The sequence below is a fragment of the Alcanivorax sp. HI0083 genome (assembly GCF_001635175.1).
In genome coordinates this window covers 1-19,985 of the sequence record NZ_LWFX01000001.1, presented here as the reverse complement: position 1 = coordinate 19,985, position 19,985 = coordinate 1, and the positions used below count along the sequence as shown (strand labels likewise).

19 protein-coding genes are annotated in these 19,985 nt (G+C 59.6%); all 19 read left to right on the top strand.

Annotation, left to right across the window (positions count from 1 at the left end; all coding sequences use genetic code 11):
• On the top strand, positions 1-966 hold a 966-nt coding region (locus A3754_RS00095), incomplete at its 5' end, for an OB-fold nucleic acid binding domain-containing protein (protein WP_231880419.1).
• A 356-nt stretch (positions 967-1,322) separates the two neighbouring features.
• Complete coding sequence (locus A3754_RS00090; protein ID WP_063518510.1) at positions 1,323-2,294, top strand: acetyl-CoA carboxylase carboxyltransferase subunit alpha; 972 nt, start codon at positions 1,323-1,325, stop codon at positions 2,292-2,294.
• A gap of 2 nt (positions 2,295-2,296) precedes the next feature.
• Positions 2,297-3,598 carry a tRNA lysidine(34) synthetase TilS gene (tilS, locus tag A3754_RS00085; RefSeq protein WP_063518509.1) on the top strand — a complete coding sequence of 434 codons (1,302 nt, stop codon included), beginning with the start codon at positions 2,297-2,299 and terminating at the stop codon, positions 3,596-3,598.
• Between the two features lie 159 nt (positions 3,599-3,757).
• Positions 3,758-5,659, top strand: coding sequence for an ATP-dependent DNA helicase RecQ (locus A3754_RS00080; RefSeq protein WP_063518508.1), 1,902 nt, complete (start codon positions 3,758-3,760; stop codon positions 5,657-5,659).
• Positions 5,660-6,051: 392 nt separating this feature from the next.
• The gene (locus tag A3754_RS00075) at positions 6,052-7,689 is read left to right on the top strand and encodes a CTP synthase (protein ID WP_063518507.1); all 1,638 of its coding nucleotides are present in this window, start codon (positions 6,052-6,054) and stop codon (positions 7,687-7,689) included.
• 3 nt (positions 7,690-7,692) lie between these two features.
• Complete coding sequence (kdsA, locus tag A3754_RS00070) at positions 7,693-8,541, top strand: 3-deoxy-8-phosphooctulonate synthase (protein WP_082872375.1); 849 nt, start codon at positions 7,693-7,695, stop codon at positions 8,539-8,541.
• 23 nt (positions 8,542-8,564) lie between these two features.
• Positions 8,565-9,857: a phosphopyruvate hydratase gene (gene eno / locus A3754_RS00065; protein ID WP_063518506.1), complete on the top strand. Its 1,293-nt coding sequence runs from the start codon at positions 8,565-8,567 to the stop codon at positions 9,855-9,857.
• Between the two features lie 3 nt (positions 9,858-9,860).
• Positions 9,861-10,229, top strand: coding sequence for a septum formation initiator family protein (locus tag A3754_RS00060; RefSeq protein ID WP_082872374.1), 369 nt, complete (start codon positions 9,861-9,863; stop codon positions 10,227-10,229).
• Positions 10,226-10,948, top strand: coding sequence for a 2-C-methyl-D-erythritol 4-phosphate cytidylyltransferase (ispD, locus tag A3754_RS00055; protein WP_082872373.1), 723 nt, complete (start codon positions 10,226-10,228; stop codon positions 10,946-10,948). Before A3754_RS00060 ends, ispD begins: the two co-directional genes overlap by 4 nt.
• A gap of 2 nt (positions 10,949-10,950) precedes the next feature.
• Positions 10,951-11,424 carry a 2-C-methyl-D-erythritol 2,4-cyclodiphosphate synthase gene (gene ispF / locus A3754_RS00050; protein ID WP_197468330.1) on the top strand — a complete coding sequence of 158 codons (474 nt, stop codon included), beginning with the start codon at positions 10,951-10,953 and terminating at the stop codon, positions 11,422-11,424.
• Complete coding sequence (truD, locus tag A3754_RS00045) at positions 11,421-12,476, top strand: tRNA pseudouridine(13) synthase TruD (protein WP_231880418.1); 1,056 nt, start codon at positions 11,421-11,423, stop codon at positions 12,474-12,476. Before ispF ends, truD begins: the two co-directional genes overlap by 4 nt.
• A gap of 25 nt (positions 12,477-12,501) precedes the next feature.
• Complete coding sequence (locus A3754_RS00040) at positions 12,502-13,164, top strand: protein-L-isoaspartate(D-aspartate) O-methyltransferase (RefSeq protein ID WP_063518503.1); 663 nt, start codon at positions 12,502-12,504, stop codon at positions 13,162-13,164.
• A 259-nt stretch (positions 13,165-13,423) separates the two neighbouring features.
• Positions 13,424-14,338 (top strand): DUF368 domain-containing protein, encoded by a 915-nt coding sequence (locus A3754_RS00035; RefSeq protein WP_063518502.1) that lies wholly within the window; start codon positions 13,424-13,426, stop codon positions 14,336-14,338.
• 129 nt (positions 14,339-14,467) lie between these two features.
• Positions 14,468-15,226, top strand: a complete 759-nt coding sequence (locus A3754_RS00030) for a peptidoglycan DD-metalloendopeptidase family protein (protein ID WP_369817553.1) — start codon at positions 14,468-14,470, stop codon at positions 15,224-15,226.
• Between the two features lie 43 nt (positions 15,227-15,269).
• Positions 15,270-16,184, top strand: coding sequence for a cation diffusion facilitator family transporter (locus A3754_RS00025; RefSeq protein ID WP_063518500.1), 915 nt, complete (start codon positions 15,270-15,272; stop codon positions 16,182-16,184).
• Positions 16,185-16,316: 132 nt separating this feature from the next.
• On the top strand, positions 16,317-16,958 hold the full coding sequence (locus A3754_RS00020) for a hypothetical protein (RefSeq protein WP_063518499.1): 642 nt from the start codon (positions 16,317-16,319) through the stop codon (positions 16,956-16,958).
• The gene (locus A3754_RS00015; protein WP_063518498.1) at positions 16,955-18,535 is read left to right on the top strand and encodes an FAD-dependent oxidoreductase; all 1,581 of its coding nucleotides are present in this window, start codon (positions 16,955-16,957) and stop codon (positions 18,533-18,535) included. The genes A3754_RS00020 and A3754_RS00015 overlap by 4 nt, the downstream gene beginning before the upstream one ends.
• 206 nt (positions 18,536-18,741) lie before the next feature.
• The gene (locus A3754_RS00010; protein WP_007150876.1) at positions 18,742-19,338 is read left to right on the top strand and encodes a hypothetical protein; all 597 of its coding nucleotides are present in this window, start codon (positions 18,742-18,744) and stop codon (positions 19,336-19,338) included.
• A 15-nt stretch (positions 19,339-19,353) separates the two neighbouring features.
• Positions 19,354-19,985, top strand: a 632-nt coding sequence (locus tag A3754_RS00005) for an FAD-dependent oxidoreductase (RefSeq protein ID WP_156496617.1), incomplete at its 3' end; no start/stop codon positions are given.

Here is a 19,985-nt window from a genome sequence, read left to right as displayed (position 1 = left end):
GGGCTGGGTGAAGGTCCCATCGATGCCATCGTATCGGCGCGGGCAGATGGCGGTGAGTTCAAGGACCTGTTTGATTTTTGTCGCCGCATTGACCTGAAAAAAATCAACCGTCGTTCACTGGAAGCCATGGTGCGCGCCGGGGTACTGGACAAGCTGGGGCCGAAAAGCAGTTTCCACGACCGCGCGCAGTTGCTGGCTACCTTGCCGGACGCCATTGCCGCTGCAGATCAGGATGCCCGCAACGAAGCGGCCGGCATCATGGATATGTTCGGGGCCGTGGATGACAGCCCGGCCACGGCGGTGGAATGGAAGCCGGCCCGCGCCTGGAACGATGAGACCCGTCTTAATGGCGAGCGTGACACCCTGGGCCTGTTTTTGACCGGCCACCCCATCGACCAGTATGAAAAAGAAGTGCGGCAGTTCGTTACCGCCCGAATCAATTCCCTGCAGCCCACCGGGAAAGGGGAGGCCGCCACCATCGCCGGGCTGGTGGTGGCATTGCGTATTACCCGTAGCAAACGCAGTGGCGATCGCATGGCGTTCATTACCCTGGATGACAAGACCGGGCGGGTGGAAGTGTCTGTATTCGGCAAAACCTTCGCTGAATTCGGCGAGCTGGTGCAGAAAGATACCCTGCTGATCTTCAAGGGCGGCGTCCGTAACGACGAATACACCGGCGGCTTTAATCTGGTCGCCGATGAAATCATGGATATGCGTCAGGCCCGGGAAACCTTTGCTCGCCGTTTGCGGGTGGCGGTGCCGGTGGCGGACGATTTGCCCCAGCAGCTCCAGCAGATGCTGTCGCCTTACCAGGGGGGCAACACCCCGGTGCTGCTGGATCTGGACCACAACATTGCGGCTGCCAGTTTCTGGCTGGGCGATGAATGGAAAATCAGCCCCCACGAGTCACTGGTGGAAGAGCTGCGCGTCCGCTTTGGTGAAGACGCGGTGCGGATGGAGTATTAACGCTAGACGCACCACGCAGCACGCTTCAACACGAGAAAGCTGCGCAGTAGTGGAGGTGTCAGAGTCCGCGACTTAGGTGCTTGGGAGCGACGCAGGGCCGTTCTTTATGTTCGATGCGCTCCCGCGTTGTTGCGTGAAGCCTGATGCGTGCAGTGTCTCCCTTTGAAACAGTTTGCAACCTAGCCATGTCGGCCATCTCTCGACGTTGTCATTGGGTTGCGGCTACACTTGTTGCATTCTTTTATGGGCAGGTTGCGTTTGGGGATCCCCGGCGTAGCGTTTCTGCCTTGTTGGCGCCAGGGAACGGCCATTCTGGTCCGGGCGCATGCTGATAACACCTTGAACAGGCTCAGAATATGAATCCCAATTTCCTCGAATTTGAACAACCGATTGCCGACCTGGAAGCGAAAATCGAGGAATTGCGTTTGGTGGGCAGTGGCAGCGAGGTGAACATTTCCGAGGAGGTGGCCAAGCTGCAGGAAAAGAGCATTACGCTCACCGAAAGCATCTTCCGCGGCCTCAGCTCCTGGCAAATTTCCCAGCTGTCCCGACACCCCAAGCGCCCCTACATGCTGGACTACATCAAGCGGATCTTTACCGATTTCGATGAGCTGCATGGTGATCGTGCCTTTGCCGACGACCCGGCCATTATCGGCGGTATGACGCGCCTGGGGGGCCAGCCAGTCATGGTGATTGGCCACCAGAAAGGTCGCGAAGTGAAAGAGAAGGTGCGCCGTAATTTTGGCATGCCGAAACCGGAGGGATACCGCAAGGCGCTGCGCCTGATGGAAATGGCCGAACGTTTCAAGCTGCCGGTACTCACCTTTATTGATACTCCCGGTGCCTTTCCGGGTATTGATGCGGAAGAACGTGGTCAGTCGGAAGCAATCGCCCGTAACCTGCGTGTGATGTCCCAGCTGAAAACCCCGATTATCGCCACCGTCATTGGCGAGGGCGGGTCTGGCGGCGCCCTGGCCATCGGTGTCTGCGACCATTTGCAGATGCTGGAATTCTCCACCTATTCGGTGATTTCCCCGGAAGGCTGTGCCTCGATTCTCTGGCGCAGTGCCGACAAGGCCCCGGAAGCGGCGGAAGCCATGGGCCTGACGGCCGGCCGGCTGCATGAACTCGGCATCGTGGACCAAGTGATCAAGGAGCCGTTGGGCGGCGCTCACCGTGATCACGACCAGGCCGCGGACGCCGTTCGCAAGGCGCTGGAAACCCAGCTGGAATCGCTGCGCGCCATGGACATGGATGCGCTGATCGACCGCCGTTACGAGCGCCTGATGAGCTACGGCAACGTGACCAGCGACCCCGCTGACGAATAACCATGTCCTATGCTGCCGGGTTCAGCCAGTCGCTGGCTGAACAGGCCCCCGACGGGCCTCTGCTGCTGGCCCTCAGTGGCGGTCTGGACTCCTGCCTGTTGCTTCATCTCCTGATCAAAGCGGGTCTGGGTCCGCGTCTTTCCGCTGTTCATATTGACCATCAATTGCAGGCCGATAGCCAGGGCTGGTCGCGTTTTTGCCAGTCGCTGGCGGACCAGCAAGGTATCCCGCTCGCTATTGAAACGGTGGCTGTCGACATGGCCAACGGGCTCGAAGCCGGTGCCCGTGAGGCCCGTTATCGTGTGCTATTGCCGCTGGCGCGCGCCCAGGGCGCAACACTGGTGATGGCCCACCATCGCAATGATCAGGCGGAAACCCTGCTGTTCCGGCTGCTGCGTGGAGCGGGTGTGCAGGGGCTATCGGCCATGCGTGAGCACAGTCAGCAACAAGGTGTGCCCCTTTGGCGGCCGTTGTTGGGGGTTGGCCGCCAGACGCTGGAGAGCTGGGGAGCGGCGTTATCGCTAAACTGGCGCGAAGATCCCAGCAATCAGGATCAGTCCCTGCGCCGTAATTATCTGCGCCACACTATTCTACCGGCACTGCGTGATCGCTGGCCCGGCGCCGATGCCACGCTTGCCCGGGCGGCAGACCACATGGCTGAAGCTGGTGAGCTGCTCAGTGAAATTGCGGAACAGGATGCGGATAACCTTGGCGTGGCCGGAGCGTCTTTTCCTCTGACCGATTTGGCGGATTTGTCTCTGGCGCGGCAGCGCAATGTGCTGCGCTGGTGGCTACAGCAAAACCGGGTCACCGCGCCCAGTGCGGCGGTGCTTGAACAGTTGCGGCTGCTGCATCTGGCTGCGGTGGATAGCCAGGCGCGGGTGGAGTGGGGTGGCTACACGGCACGCTTGTACCGTGGAGCATTGTATCTGGATTCACGTGGGGCCTTTCAGCCCTGGCAGGGCGATGTGCTCTGGCTGGAAGGGGCGCCGCCACCGACCTTGCCCCACTGGCATTGGTCAAAGCAAGGTGGTGAGGGAGACATTTGGGTGCTTCGTCCACCGGGTAATCTGCAGCTCAGGGCTTTGTCCGGTTCTCTGGCCGTGCGCCGTCATGGACTGCATCAACAGATCAAGGAACTCTGGCGCGCGGCGGGCGTGCCGCCCTGGCAGCGGCGGCAGTGGCCATTGCTGTTCCGTGATGGGGATGTGGTGAGTGTGCCGTTGGTGGGGCTGGCCGATGGTGAAGACAGTGACAATAGTGAGCGCTGGTATTTGTTACCTTCAACCGCAATGTCACACTAGCAAGCCTTCCCGCATGTAATCCCGGCGCCGGGAGTTGTCCGTTCTGGCGCACAGTAAAATACGAAACGCCTGCTCGTTTCAGTATTCCTCCTCTGCCAGACTTGCGCTGACTGATCCCGAATCTCTTGCGTCTTCAACCCCAGCCGAAAAGGGAGTGCCATGCAGGCCCTTCAGCAACATTTGCAGCAGACCTTTCAGCTTCAGGCCTTTCGCCCCGGGCAGCAGGCAGTTATCGACGCATTGCTGGCCGGGCGTTCGGCGCTGGCGGTGTTTCCCACTGGCGGCGGTAAAAGCCTGTGTTACCAATTGCCGGCGTTGATGTTCAGTGGTGTGACCCTGGTGGTGTCGCCGCTGATTGCATTGATGAAAGACCAGGTGGATCAGCTTCACCGGCTGGGTATTACTGCCGCGCGGCTGGATTCCAGCGTGGATGCAGAGCAATTACAGAGTGTCTACCGAGGGCTGGATGACGGCAGTATCAAGCTGTTGTACGTGGCGCCGGAGCGCCTGGCCAATGAGCGGTTTCTGGCGCGTTTGAAGCGGCTGTCGATCAGCATGATGGCGGTGGATGAAGCGCACTGTGTTTCAGAATGGGGGCATAATTTTCGCCCGGATTATCTAAAGTTGGCGCAGCTTGCCGGCGATCTCAATGTGGGCAGGGTGTTGGCACTGACCGCGACGGCCACTCCCCAGGTGGCGAAGCAGATCTGCGACAGTTTTTCCATTGCCCGGGAAGATCATGTTCAGACTGGCTTTTTCCGCCCCAATCTGGCGCTGAATATTCGGCCCCACAATACCTCCGAACGGGATCAGGCATTGTTGGCGGCATTGCAGTCCCGGCCATCGGAGCCGGCCATCGTTTATGTCACTTTGCAGAAAACCGCCGAACAGGTGGCCGGGTTCCTGCAGGCGCAGGGGCTGCCGGCGCAGGCATATCATGCGGGGCTGAAGGATGACGAGCGCCACCGGGTGCAGGAAACTTTTATGGCTGGGCAGGGGAATATTGTCGTTGCCACCATCGCGTTCGGCATGGGCATCGACAAGGCCGATATTCGCGCGATTTATCACTACAACCTGCCCAAGTCCCTGGAAAACTACATGCAGGAAATCGGCCGGGCAGGGCGGGATGGCAAACCCTCCGAGTGTGTATTGCTGGCCGGTTCGGACGATCTGACCGTATTGGAGAATTTCAGTTACGGGGATACCCCGGACGGCGCATCGCTTGCGGGGTTGATCAACTGGCTGGTGGCCCGGCCCGAGCAATTCGACCTGTCTGTGCATGAATTATCCGGGCAGTTCGATGTGCGTCCTCTGGTGATCAACACACTGCTGACCTATCTGGAGCTGGAAGGGGTGGTTCGCGCCACGGCGCCATTTTATACGGAGTACAAGCTGGCTTTCCGGACGTCCCGGGATGACGTGATTAGTCAATTCAATGATGAAAGAGCCGACTTCCTGCAGCGGGTCTTCGCGACCGGGAAGCAAGGGCGCACCTGGCTGACCCTGAAGCCCATTGATGCTGCCGCAGAGCTGCAGGTTGACCGGCTTCGCATCCTCAAGGCGCTGGGTTATCTGGAACAGCAGGGGATGATTGAGCTGCGTGTGGCCGGGGTGCGCCAGGGATACCGGATGTTGCAGCGCCCGCAGGAGCCTCAGGCGCTGACCGCCAGAATGGAAGAGCAGTTTGGCGTGCGCGAACAACGGGATATCCAGCGGCTGCAGCAAGTGTGTGACTGGGCTGAGGGCAAGGGCTGTTACCAGCAGGCCCTGGTGAGCTATTTTGGCGAACGCTTGCCCGAACCCTGTGGGCAGTGCAGCCATTGCAAGGGCGAGCATTGGCCCATGACGGCACGCCATCGCCGTGTGCCTGACGCGGCGGTGATTCAGGCAGTGAGACAGGAAGGGCATGGGGCGCTGGCCACGCCCCGGCAACTGGCGCGCTTTCTTTGTGGTATCAGCAGCCCCCGAGCCAGCCGTGCCCGTCTGGGCCGGCATTCCGAGTTTGCATCGCTGATCGATGCGCCTTTTGCCGATGTGCTGGCGGCATGTGAGAAGCCCTGAGGCTGATCTCGGGCTCCCTGCCTCCGAGCTCGGTGGGGCGCAAGAGTGGATCGGTCCCTGAGCCTTGCTGCTCTCTCAGCCGCTTGGCCAACCATTTACAGGCAGTGCGCAATTCGGCGTAGCCGATGCCTGTACGGTTTGGGTATCACCACCTTTTTACGCTTTCGGGAGCGATTCCGATTGAGGCACGGGGCGGCTTCTGTTAACATTTTCTCCCGTCCTGATGTAGCGCAAGCTCCTGAATTTTCAGGTGTTCAATCGTCTCTTGCGAAGCTGGCCAACCCGATTTACGAAAGCTCCTTGCCCGTCTGTAACGTGCAGGGTGTTTTTTTTATGGGGGCCGGTACACACTGACGATGGTGCTATCAACCCACTAGCGATCTGGTGAGTGCATGTCTCGTTTCATCTTTGTCACCGGCGGTGTGGTGTCGTCTCTGGGGAAGGGGATTACCTCCGCGTCCCTGGCCACCCTGTTGGAAGCTCGCGGCCTCAAGGTCACCCTGATTAAAATGGATCCCTACATCAATGTGGATCCCGGCACCATGAGCCCTTACCAGCACGGTGAGGTGTTCGTGACCGAAGACGGCGCCGAAACCGACCTGGATCTGGGTCATTACGAGCGTTTTATTCGCACCCGCCTGAACCGCCGCAACAGCTTTACCACCGGCCGTGTCTATCAGCATGTGCTGGATAAAGAGCGCCGCGGTGAATACCTGGGCGCCACCGTCCAGGTGATCCCCCATATCACCGATGAGATCAAACTGAAGATCCGCGAAGGCGCGGGTGATGCGGATGTGGCCATCGTGGAAATTGGTGGTACTGCGGGCGATATCGAATCGCTGCCTTTCCTGGAAGCGGCCCGGCAGATGCGCGTGGAGCTGGGCTCCAGCCAGTCCCTGTTGGTGCACCTGACGCTGGTGCCGTACATCGCCACCGCCGGGGAAATCAAAACCAAGCCCACCCAGCACTCCGTGAAAGAGCTGCGTTCCATCGGGCTGCAGCCAGACATTTTGGTGTGCCGTGCGGATGACCCGATTCCGCAGAGCGCCCGGGAAAAAATTGCCCTGTTTACCAATGTGGAAGCCCGGGCGGTGATTTCCTCCCCGGACTGCAAGACCATTTACCAGGTGCCCCGTGGCATGCACGAGCAGGGCCTGGACGCCATCGTGGTGGAAAAGTTTGGCCTGGATCTGCCCGAACCGGATCTTGGCGAATGGGATCGTGTGGTGGAAGCACAACTGAACCCGGAAAACGAAGTCACCATCGGTATGGTGGGCAAGTACATCGAACTGGTCGATGCCTACAAGTCACTTAACGAAGCGTTGATCCATGCGGGTATCAGCAACCGCGCCAAGGTCAATATCCTCTATCTGGATGCGGAAGATATCGAGCGCGACGGCACCGGTGTGCTGGAAAGCCTGGATGCCATTCTGGTGCCCGGTGGTTTTGGTGACCGGGGGACCGAAGGCAAGATTGCCGCAATCCGTTATGCCCGCGAGAACAAGGTGCCATATCTGGGCATCTGTCTGGGTATGCAGCTGGCGGTGATCGAATATGCCCGTCACGTGGCAGGCATTGAAAAAGCCCATTCCTCAGAGCTCAATCCGAACACGCCGGACCCGGTGGTGGGACTGATCACCGAATGGATTACCGAAGATGGTCAGAAAGAGCAGCGCTCTGCGGACTCCGACCTGGGTGGTACCATGCGTCTGGGTGGTCAGGAGTGCGTGCTGGAAGAAGGCAGCCGCGCGGCCCAGTGTTATGGCAGCACGCGTATCGTGGAGCGCCATCGCCATCGCTATGAGGTAAACAACAACTACCTGCCGCAACTGGAAGCGGCAGGCTTGAAGATCGTCGGCCGTTCCGTGGACGGTGAATTGGTGGAAGTGATCGAAGTGGGCGACCATCCGTGGTTTGTGGCCTGCCAGTTCCACCCGGAATTCACCTCCACCCCCCGTGACGGGCACGGTTTGTTCAAAGGCTATGTGGCAGCCGCTTTGGCGGAACAGCAGGCCCACAAGGAGGCGTGATCCGTGAGTAATCAGAAGACCATTGCCCTGAACGGGCTGGAATTCGCCAACGACAAGCCCATGGCCTTGTTCGGCGGCATGAATGTGCTGGAATCCCGGGACATGGCCATGCAGGTGGCGGAAGCCTATGCGGAAGTGACCAGCAAGCTGAACATACCCTGGGTATTCAAGGCCAGTTTCGACAAGGCAAACCGGTCTTCATTGAGCTCTTACCGGGGGCCGGGCCTTGACGAAGGCCTGAAGATCTTCGAAGAAGTCAAAAAGACCTTCAACTGCCCGGTGATCACCGACGTGCACGAGCCTTACCAGGCGGCTCCGGTGGCGGAAGTGGCGGATATCATCCAGCTGCCGGCCTTTCTGGCACGGCAGACGGACCTGGTGGTGGCCATGGCAAAAACCGGGGCCATCATCAATATCAAGAAGCCCCAGTTTCTGGCGCCCCACGAAATGTCGCACATTCTGCACAAATGTGAGGACGCCGGTAACGATCAGCTGATTCTTTGCGAGCGCGGTTCCAGCTTTGGTTACAACAACTTGGTGGTGGACATGCTCGGCTTCGGCATCATGAAGCAATTCAACTACCCGGTGTTTTTCGACGTCACCCACGCCTTGCAAAAACCCGGTGGCCGGGCTGACAGCGCTGACGGTCGTCGTGCCCAGGTGGCGGAATTGGGTCGCGCCGGCATCAGTCAGGGCATCGCCGGGCTGTTCCTGGAAGCCCACCCGGACCCGGATAATGCCAAATGCGATGGCCCTTGCGCCCTGAGGCTGGATCGTCTGGAGCCATTCCTTGCACAGATGCAAACCCTGGATAATACCGTCAAGGCACTGCCTGCCTTCGAAAATAACTGATTAGAGTTTGGAGATTTACCGACATGTCCAAGATCGTTGACATCAAGGCCCGTGAAATTCTGGATTCCCGCGGCAACCCGACAATCGAAGCCGATGTGGTTCTCGAATCCGGTGCCAGTGGCAGTGCTTGTGCGCCCAGCGGCGCCTCCACCGGTTCCCGCGAAGCGCTGGAACTGCGTGACGGCGACAAGTCCCGTTACTTGGGCAAGGGCGTCACCAAGGCGGTAGGCAATGTGAACTCTGCCATCCGCGAGCTGCTGGTGGGTAAAGACGCTTGTGATCAAAAGGCGCTGGACCAGGCCATGCTGGATGCCGATGGCACCGAGAACAAGGCGAACCTGGGGGCCAATGCGATTCTGGCTGTGTCCCTGGCGGCGGCCAAGGCGGCGGCGGTGGATCAGGGTAAGCCCCTGTACGAGTATATTTCCGACCTGCAGGACGACGATAACGAATATTCCTTGCCCGTGCCGATGATGAATATCATCAACGGTGGTGAGCACGCCGATAACAACGTGGATATTCAGGAATTCATGATCCAGCCGGTGGGCGCGCCCACGGTGGCGGAAGCGATTCGCTACGGGGCGGAAATCTTCCATGCGCTGAAGGGCGTGCTGAAGAAACGTGGCCTGAACACCGCGGTGGGTGATGAAGGCGGCTTTGCGCCGAACTTGCCCAGCAACGAAGCGGCACTGGAAGCCATCATGGAAGCCATCGAGATTGCCGGTTACAAGGCGGGTGATGATGTGACTCTGGCGCTGGATTGTGCCGCCAGCGAATTCTATAAGGATGGCAAGTACGTGCTGGCCGGTGAAGACCGTAGCATGAGCTCTGAAGAGTTTGCCGACTACCTGGCAGAGTTGTGCGACCGCTACCCGATCATCTCTATCGAAGATGGCATGGACGAATCCGACTGGGATGGCTGGAAAATCCTCACCGAAAAACTGGGCAAGAAAGTCCAGCTGGTGGGCGATGACCTGTTCGTGACCAACACCAAGATTCTCCAGCGCGGTATCGACGAGAACGTGGCCAACTCCATCCTGATCAAGTTCAATCAGATTGGCTCTCTCACCGAGACTCTGGACGCTATCAAAATGGCCAAAGATGCCGGTTACACTGCGGTCATTTCCCACCGTAGTGGTGAAACAGCGGATACCACCATTGCTGATCTGGCGGTGGCGACGGCGGCGGGCCAAATCAAGACCGGCTCCCTGTGCCGCTCCGACCGTGTTGCCAAGTACAACCGTTTGATTCGCATCGAGCAGGAACTGGGCCGTGCGGCTTACCATGGCCGTAAAGAGTTCAAGCTGCTCGGCTAAGCGATGCCAGCCCCCAAGGCAAAATCCAGCGCCGGCAACAGCAAGGGCAACACCGAGCGGATGACACTGAAACTGTCACCTGCCCGGCAAGTCGCTCTGGCATTGCTGGCGCTGCTGTTTTTGGGCCTGCAGGTTCGGTTGTGGTTTGGTGAAGGCAGCCTTCGCCATGTGGCCGCGTTGAAAAAAGACGTGGCCGTGCTGAAAGAAAGCAATGCCAAGCTGGCAGAACGCAATCGTCTCATGGCCGCTGACGTGAACGACCTGAAACAAGGTACAGAAGCGATTGAAGAAATCGCACGCAAGGACCTGGGGATGGTTCGTAACGGAGAAACCTTTTTCCTGATTCTTGAACAGCCCCGGGGCACAGAGTGAATCCTGTTATTTCCGGCCCGCTGTATGCCGTGGTTCCTGCTGCCGGGGTGGGAAGCCGAATGGGCGCGGGTTTTCCCAAGCAGTATCTTTCCCTGGCCGGCCAAACCTTGGCCGAACACACCCTGAATCGATTGCTCTCGTTCGCGCCGATCCACAAAGTAGTGGTGGCGGTGTCCGCTGACGACCCCTGGTGGCCCACGCTGGCGGTCTCTGGCCACCCACGCATCCAGACGGTGGCCGGTGGTGATACCCGGGCCGACTCGGTACGCAACGGCGTTGCGGCTGTGCTGGATGAGGGCGGCGCTGACGCCTGGGTGCTGGTGCACGACATGGCGCGCCCGCTGATCCGGCTCTCGGATATTCAGAGTCTGCTGGACCAGACCGGCCCCCAGGGTGCCATTCTCGCCTTGCCGGTGGTGGATACCATCAAACAAGCCGCTGGCGAGCAGCGTATTGCCGCCACGCTGGACCGTGCGCATATCTGGCGGGCGCTGACACCTCAACTCTTTCCGGCGCAGGCGCTGCTAGCGGCCCTGCAGGGTGATCTGGCCACCATTACCGATGAAGCCTCTGCCATGGAACGTGATGGTTGGCAGCCTGGCTTGGTCGCCGGTCACAGCGACAATATCAAGATAACCGTCCCCGACGACCTGCCACTGGCCCGCTTTTATCTGAGCCGGCAGCAGGGTGATGACAGCAGCGAAGGAGAACCGTGGTGAGCGTGCGTATTGGTCAGGGGTTTGACGTCCATGCCTTCGATGAGGGCGATCATGTCATGCTCGGTGGTATTGCCATTCCCCACAGCCACGGCCTCAAGGCGCATTCCGATGGCGATGTGGCGTTGCATGCGTTATCCGATGCCTTGCTTGGCGCCTTGGCGCTGGGGGACATTGGCCACTATTTCCCGGACACTGACCCGCAATGGCAAGGTGCTGATTCCGGTCAGCTGCTGACCGCCATCTATTCATCCATTCTGGACGCTGGATGGCGGCTGGGTAATGCAGACCTCACGGTGATCTGCCAGGCACCCAAGCTGGCGCCGCACATTGCGGGCATGCGTGAGCGCATCGCCGAATTGCTGCAGTGTGAGCCGGGTCAGGTGTCGGTCAAGGCAACGACCACGGAAAAGCTGGGCTTTACCGGTCGCAAGGAAGGCATAGCGGTGCAGGCCGTGGTGCTGCTGGAGAGCCAGTGACTGCCGTGTCCGACATGACCCGTGAAGCCTTGCCCTGCGCTCACGGAGGCCCGGTGTGCCAGGGTGTATTAAAGGCACGGCCAGACGACTTTTACGTCGCGGAGCAAATGCACGTGACGCCGGAAGGCCAGGGTGAACACCTCTGGCTGGAAATTGAAAAAACCGGCTGGAATACCGAAGACGTGGCCATGCTGCTCGCCAAGCAGGCCCGGGTTCATCGTTTATCAGTGGGCTACAGCGGTCTGAAAGATAAACATGCGGTGACCCGGCAATGGTTCAGCCTGCATTTGCCGGGCAAGGACGATCCGGAGTTCAATTGGCCCGAAGGCCTGACGCTGCTGCAAGCCGGTCGTCACCGCCGCAAACTCAACCGTGGCACCCATCGTGCCAACGACTTTCGGTTGCGCGTCACGGCTTTCCAGGGCGACCGGGAAGCACTGGAGACCCAGCTGCACGCCATCATGGCGGAAGGCGTTCCGAATTATTTCGGCGAACAACGTTTTGGTCGGGGAGCCGGGAATCTGGTGCGTGGTACCGAATGGTTGCTGGGCGGGGAAGCACCACGCAAGAAAGCGCTGCGGGGCATGTGGTTGTCCGCCGTGCGCAGTAATCTGTTTAATCAGGTATTGGCGGAACGGGTGCGTCGCCATTGCTGGAACCGGGTGCAGGCCGGCGATATTTTGCAACCGGAAGGCAGCCGCGGGTTGTTCATGGCCGATGACGATTGCAAGGCGGTGGAGCGGGTGGCGAGCGGGGAAGTGCACCCCACCGCCCCTTTGCCCGGCTTGCCCGGCATGGCATCATCTGGCCCCTGTAATGAACTGGAGCAGCAGATCCTGGCGCCCCACGCCCCGGTGATAGAGGGCCTGCGCCAGATCAAGGTAGAAGAAGCCCGCCGTAGCACAAGGCTGCCGGTACGGGACTTGCAGTGGGTCTGGCATACAGACCCGGAAAGGGAAGGGGAAGACTGCCTGGAGCTGGCATTTACGCTACCCACAGGCGCTTTTGCCACGACAGTAATGGCAGAGCTGATCAGTTCACCGGCTGATTGACTCGCATTGAGGCAAACGAACACAGATGGATATCCAACTCAGCGGCATCGGCATGACGTCTGCACGGACCCGGGATCGGTTAGTGCAGCGCTTGCGTGACGCCGGTATTCAGGACGAGCGCGTACTGGATGCCATCCGCAATACACCACGACACCTGTTTATCGAAGAAGCCCTGGCGCATCAGGCCTATGATGATACCGCCTTGCCGATCGGTCATGGGCAAACCATTTCCCAGCCCTGGGTGGTTGCCCGCATGACCGAGCTGCTGATTGCCAACGGCAAGCCGCGCAAGGTATTGGAAATTGGCACCGGTTGCGGTTATCAAACCTCGGTGCTGGCGCCGTTTTGTGATGAGCTGTATTCGGTGGAACGCATTCGCCCCCTGCAGGATCAGGCCCGCAAGCGTCTATTGCAGCTGGGCCTGGCCAAGGTGCAGCTCAAGCATGCGGATGGCGGTTTTGGCTGGAAGGCGGAGGCGCCGTTCGATGGTATTCTCGCGGCGTGCGCCCGTGCGGATATTCCTGACGGTTTGCTGTCTCAACTGGCAGACGGCGGTCGCCTGGTGATGCCGGTTGGCGGTGATCGCCAGCAAATTCTCACCGTGGTTGACCGCGAGGGGGATCAATTTCATGCCCAGACCCTGGACCCGGTACGCTTCGTGCCGTTCCAGCGTGGGGTGATGCGGTAAGGCAGCTTCAAGCTGCAAGCTACAAGGCGCGATCAGAATTGGTTCTAGCGAATAAGCTCTGCCCGCGCACCACAACAGTTTGAAGGGCGAAATTCGGTAGTGGGGAAACACAATCCCAAACTCGTGTTGCAACGTGAAAGTGGTAACTTGCTTCCCGGTCCAAATGGTTCTGCTGATTAGAGAAGCGCGCACTCCAGCGTGCAAAAACACTCATCCCAAATCGCGTTGTTGCGTGCAGCGTGGTGCTTGAGGCGCAAACATGATTCGACCCGGTATTTTTTTTCGCGGCATGGCCATGGGGGCAGCTGACGTGGTGCCCGGCGTTTCCGGTGGCACCCTGGCCCTGATCACCGGCATCTATGAAGAGCTGATCAACACCCTGGGCGGCATTACTCCGCGGCTGCTGACCGTATGGCGGCAGCAGGGATTTGTTGCCGTCTGGCAGCAGGCCAACCTCACGTTTCTGTTCACCTTGCTGGCCGGTATCTTCACCAGTATTGCCGTGTTGGCACGATTGATTACCTGGTTACTGGATAGCCATCCGGTGCCGGTATGGGCCTTTTTTAGTGGCCTGATTCTCGCCAGTATTTTCCTGGTCTTGAAACCCTTGCAGCAGCGTGGCCCGGTGCAGATAGGAGCCTTCTTGTTGGGCACCGGCGTGGCCGTGGCCATCGGCCTGGCCCCGGCATTGTCGGCTGCCGGTAGCGGTGCGCTGGTGTTTTTCTTTAGTGGCATGCTGGCCATCTGCGCAATGATTTTGCCGGGCATTTCCGGCAGTTTTATCCTTCTTTTACTGGGCATGTACCAGCCCGTGCTGGAAGCTGTGAAGCAGGCTGAGTTTGGCTTGCTGCTGGCATTTCTGTCGGGATGTGCGCTGGGGCTGCTGAGTTTTGTGCATGTGCTGAAGTGGACGCTGCATCGTTTCCATGACACGGTCATGGCGTTACTGGCCGGCTTTATGGCGGGTTCATTACTGAAATTGTGGCCCTGGCGATTGAGCGGCGAGCACGGCCTGGGTGATACCTGGCTGTGGCCATCACAGTATGCCGCGATTACCGAGCAGTCCGCACAGCTACCTTTGGCTCTGGCCATGGTGGCAGTGGCGGCCGGGCTGGTGTGGTTACTTTACCGGGTGGCGCCGGTGCATAATGTTGCGCAGACACCGCAAGGCTGAGTATTGTCGTGCGGTCGGTTTACGCTTACTGAGCAATCTGGATTCTGGTTTCCTGGCAACGGGGTGATTGATGGCAGTAGATCTTCACACAGGCACCGACAGTCACTGATGCGCACACTGGCAGCGTTCATGGTCTGGATCTTGGTCAGTGGCTGCAGTGCCGGCAACTTTGCACCGGTGGTGGATATTTATGGCCAGGAACCCAAGCCGCGCAAAGTCACCTCCGGCACGCACCACGTGCGTGAAGGTGAGACCCTGTACTCCATTGCCTGGCGTTACGGCTGGGATTTCCGAGCGTTGGCCCGGGCCAACAACATTCCGGCGCCGTACACCATTTATCCCGGCCAGCGTATCTCGCTGGGCATCAAGACCTCCAGCCCGGCGGTGGCCAGCAAACCGGCAACTACTTCTTCCAAACCGGCCAGCAAACCGGCCGCCTCAAAACCCGCTTCCAAGCCTGCTCCGGCGGCAAAACCTGCCTCTAAACCCGCCACGAAGCCGGCAGTCCCGGTCGGCCCGGTGGAGTGGCGCTGGCCTGCCAGCGGCCAGGTGGTGGAATCGTTTTCCAATGCCAGCCAGGGGCGCAAGGGAATCGCCATTTCCGGGCGCCGGAACAGCCCGGTGGTGGCTGCCGCCCCGGGGCGTGTGGTCTACCGGGGCAGTGGCCTGACAGGCTACGGTAATCTGCTGATTATCAAGCACAGCGAACGCTGGTTAAGTGCCTATGCCCATAATGATAAGATGATGGTCAAGGAAGGGGATTCGGTGAAGGGCGGTCAGCAGGTGGCCACCATGGGCGCCAGTGGCACTTTCCGCACTCAGCTGCATTTTGAAATCCGCAAAGACGGCAAGCCCGTCGACCCCATGGGCTATTTGCCCAAGCGCTGATTCCCCCGCACCGCTTTTCCCAACTGATTAACGGAATACAGATATGCGTCGTGATGATCGCCGTGAACACCGCCTGCTACTGATGGCAGGGTTGGCATCCGTGCTGACGGCGCTGATTTTGATTGCGGCAAAAGCCATTGCCTGGCTGATGACCGGGTCTGTCAGCCTGCTGGCCTCGCTGGTGGATTCGGTGATGGATTCCATTGCTTCGCTAATCAACTTTTTCGCTATTCGCTATTCTCTGGTGCCCGCGGATGAGGAACACCGCTTCGGCCATGGCAAGGCTGAAGCGCTGGCCGGGCTGGGGCAGGCGGTGTTTATTGCCGGCTCTTCGGTGTTTCTGATTCACCAGTCCGTGACCAAGCTGATGGACCCGCAGCCCATCAGTGAGAATGGCGCGGGTGTGGCCGTGATGCTGTTTTCCATTGTGCTGACATTCGGGTTGTTGTTGATCCAGAAGTATGTGGTCCGGGAAACCGGTTCCACCGCTATTGAGGCGGACTCGCTGCATTACCTGTCGGATCTGGCGGTCAATGTGGGGATCATTGTTGTGCTGGTGGTCAGCCAGTTTGGCTATCTGTGGCTGGACGGGGTGGTGGGCCTGGTGATTGCGATCTTTATTCTGTTCAGCGCCTGGCATATTGCCTATGAATCGGCGCAACTGTTGTTGGATCGGGAAATCCCCGGCGAGGTGAGGGAGGTGATTACCGCGATTGTGGCGGATCATCCGCAGGCGCTGGGGTTCCATGATCTGCGTACCCGCCAGTCCGGGCGTACCCAGTTTATCCAGCTGCATGTGGATATGGATCAGAACCTGACCTTACTGCAGGCCCATGACCTGGCCACCCGGATTGAAACGCGTATCCAGGAGGCGTTTCCCATGGCGGATGTGATTATCCACCAGGACCCGGTGGCCGTTGGGCCAAAAGTCACCCTCGACGATCGACCCCCAACCTGACGGTTCCTCCCAAGCCCGCGCCAATGCTGGGCTGTACTGTGCGGTCAAACCGGGCTGTGCAGGTAAACACATTGTTTTCATAGGGGCTTTTCAGTAGCTTCATCACTGACTTGTTTGTGTTGAGGACAGACCATGAAAAGCCCTCGTTCCGCCCCCAGTGTGGCGGCAATCTGGCAGCAGGGCATGGCCCGACGGCGCTTTCTGAAATGGAGCCTGCTGGGCTCCGCCGGTGTGGCTGCCGTGGCTGCCGGCGGTTTTGCCTTCCTGCGTCGCTCTCCGTTGGATAACCAGCCCGCACCGGAGTGGGCCACGGGACTGTCTGCCGGGGAATACCATCTTTTTGATCGCGCCCGCCAAGTGTTGTTGCCGGTGGAGGGGACAGCGCTAACTCCCAGTGACCAGGTGCCAGTGGTGCGTAATGTGCAGGCACTGCTGAATAACCTGGACCCGGCCACGCGCAAGGAAATGGGGACGGGGCTGGGCTTGTTCGACAACGCGGCGGTGCTCAGTCATGGCCGCCGTTTTGTGGACCTATCCGACGCGGAGGCGCGAGCCTATTTTGATAGCTGGGGGCGCGCCAGCGTGATTCAGCGCACCCTGGCCACAGTGATCAAGCAACTGATCTACAGCGCTTACTGGCAGGAGCCGGCTACCTGGGCGGCGACGGATTTTGATGGCCCGGTCAGCGACAAGTGGGGGCTGGCCTATCTCGGCAATGCGCCGTTACCGGCGGATGATGCACTGCGTGCCAAGCAGCCGGAGGGGAAGGCATGAATGACACAATAGCAACAACAGCGGACAGCTCGGCAGGTTGGCAGGCCACCGGCCTTGCGGTGCATCAGGCCAGTGACCTGATTGGCAAGCAGCCTGAGGGCGAGCGGCTGGAAATTGAGGCGGACGTGGTGATCGTCGGCTCCGGAGCGGGCGGGGCGGTCAGTGCTTATGAGCTGGCCCGGCGGGGCTTCAAGGTTGTTGTGCTGGAAGCCGGTGCCTATGTGCCCTCCAAGGACTTCACTGAACGTTTCAGTGAAAGCCTGGATACCCTCTACCAGGACCATGGTGGCCAGACCAATAGCAGCGGCGATCTGCTGGTGTTGCAGGGCGCCTGTGTGGGCGGCTCCACGGTAGTCAATGGTTGTGTGTGCTTTCGCACACCGGATTTCATCCTGCAGGACTGGCAGCGGGATTTTGGTCTCAATGAGCTGACCACGGCGGAACTGACACCCTACTTTGACGAAGTAGAGAAGAACCTGGCCGTTCATGAAAACGGTGAGCATGAGATTCCCCAACACGGGCGCCTGATCCGCGCCGGTGCCAACCGTTTGGGTTGGTCGGTGAAACCGCTGCAGCGCAATATCCGTCAGTGCGGGCTGACCGGGCATTGCCTGTCGGGCTGCAAGACCGAGCGCAAGCAGTCCATGCTGGTGACCTACCTGCCCTGGGCCACAGCCCATGGGGCGCAGATTTACGCGGATACTCGCGTGGAGAAAATCCTTACCGAAAACGGCAAGGCCAGCGGTGTGGCGGCGACGGTAACCCATCGTGATGGCTCTATTGCTGCCCGCATGACGGTGACAGCGCCCCGGGTAATTGTTGCGGCAGGGGCGGTGCAGACCCCGCTGCTGCTGCTGAAAAGCGGGCTGGCTAACCGGTCCGGGCAGGTGGGCAGGAACTTTGCCTGCCACCCGTCATTGTACGTTCCCGCCCGCTACCCGGAGCCGGTTTATCCCTGGCGTGGCGCCATGCTCGGCGTGTATGTGGACGAGTTCATGCACCCCGACAAGGGCGGCTTCGTGCTGGAAGATGGCGGTGCCGGGCTGGTAGAGCTGACCATGGCGGCGGAACCGGGTACCGGCAAGCCGTTCATGGATTACATGGCCGATGCCAAGTACCTGGGCGGGCTGGTCACGCTGATCCACGACCACAATGTGGGCACCATTGAATGGGACGGGGAGCGCAAGAAGATCAACTATCAGCTCAGCGATACGGATTTTCCCTCCATGCAGCGTGCCCTGAAAGCGGCCGCTCGGCTGCATCTGGCGTCGGGTGCCAAAGAAGTCTATGTGCCCGCCAGCGATAATCGGGTGATTCGCAGTGAGGCAGACATCGATGAGATGGTCGATACGCTGGAAAACCTGCCACAGCACCTGCGTATGGTCAGTTATCATCCCCAGGGTACCTGCCGGATGGGGGCCGATCCGGATAACAGTGTGGTCGGTAGCGATGGCCAGAGCCACGATGTGCCCGGGTTATACGTGGCCGACGCCAGCTTGTTACCCACCTCCATCATCGTGAACCCACAGATCACGGTGTATGCGCTGGCCACCCGTATTGCCCGGCAAATGGCCTGAAAGCAGCGGGTTGGGATGCCCGCAGGCCCGCTCTTCGCCATAGCGTATTTCCGCTTGATCATAATGCCTGCCCCCGGTTGCGCCGGGGGCTTTGGCGTTTGTAACGGTTTGTTATAGACTCGGGGGATAACAACCATGGCAAATACCGCTCCACCAATAACAACAAGGGCCTGAAAGAGAACAGGCCTGCCCAGGAGAGGGTCTGAATGAAGAATAATAACCGTGCGCCGCTGCCCGGCTTTCTGGGCGGCCTTGAGCCCCTGAGCCGCCGCGGGTTCTTGCGAACCAGTGTGCTGGCGGGTGCCGCGTTCACCACCGGCTGTTCCAGTCTATTCGGCCGCCGTGAGGCGCCGGAAACCCTCGAGTACCACAGCCTCAATGACGACGAAGTCGAGGTGATCACCCGCCTTACCGAGGTGATGATCCCCGCTGATCGTTATGGGTTGCCCTCTAGTACGGATGTCGTACCCACCATAAAAAACGTGGATGCCATGGCCCAGCGAATGCCGCCGCAGACCCGCGAACTGCTGGGGCTGGGGATTTGGGTGTTCAACAACCGTCCCATGGTCAGCTTCAAGTTCAGCCGTTTTACCCGTTTGCCCGATGACAAGGCCCTGGCTTATGTGGATGCCATGCAGGAAGGCTCGTTCTTTGAACGCGGGCTGATGACCACCCTGAAAGCGCTGGTGGCATTGAACTACTGGCGTGACGAGCGCACCTGGCCGGGCCTGGAATATCACGGGCCGGTGACGGAGTTGTGGGGTGTACGACGATTGGGGAATGCCCCGTTACCACGGGCGTAAGGGCGGAGAATAATAATGGCGTTTGTACGAGTAGCCCGGGACGGGGTTCCTGTCACCCAGGCAAAAGATGTGGCACTGGATGCCAGCCTGGGCAAGCGATTTACACTGAAAACCGATGTGGTGGTGGTGGGCTCCGGCGCCGCCGGTGCCATGGTGGCCTATGAAATGGCCAAGGCCGGTCGGGATGTGCTGGTGCTGGAATCCGGGCGGTACTATCCCAGCTCGGCCTTTACCGAGCACCTTGGCGATACCATGACCAAGATCTATCAGGATCAGGTAGGCCAGGTGAACACCACTGCGGATATTATTTTTGTGCAGGGTGCCTGCGTGGGGGGATCCACGGTGATTGGTGCCTGCGTCATGGAAGAGCCCGGCGATGACGTGCTTGATGGCTGGGCTGCCAAGTACGGGCTGGATAATTTGTCTGCGGAAAAGTTTCGCCCGTATCTGGATACGGTGGCCGACCAGCTACAGATTCACATCAACGAAGCCCACGAAATCAATGCCTGCGCCCACAAGGTGATTCAGGGCTGCGAGAAAATGCAGTTCTCCTGGAAACCGGCGCAGCGCAATGTGAAGCAATGCGCGCTCACCGGGCATTGTCTGGCGGGCTGCCCGTCGGATCGGAAAATGAGTTCCCTGGTGAC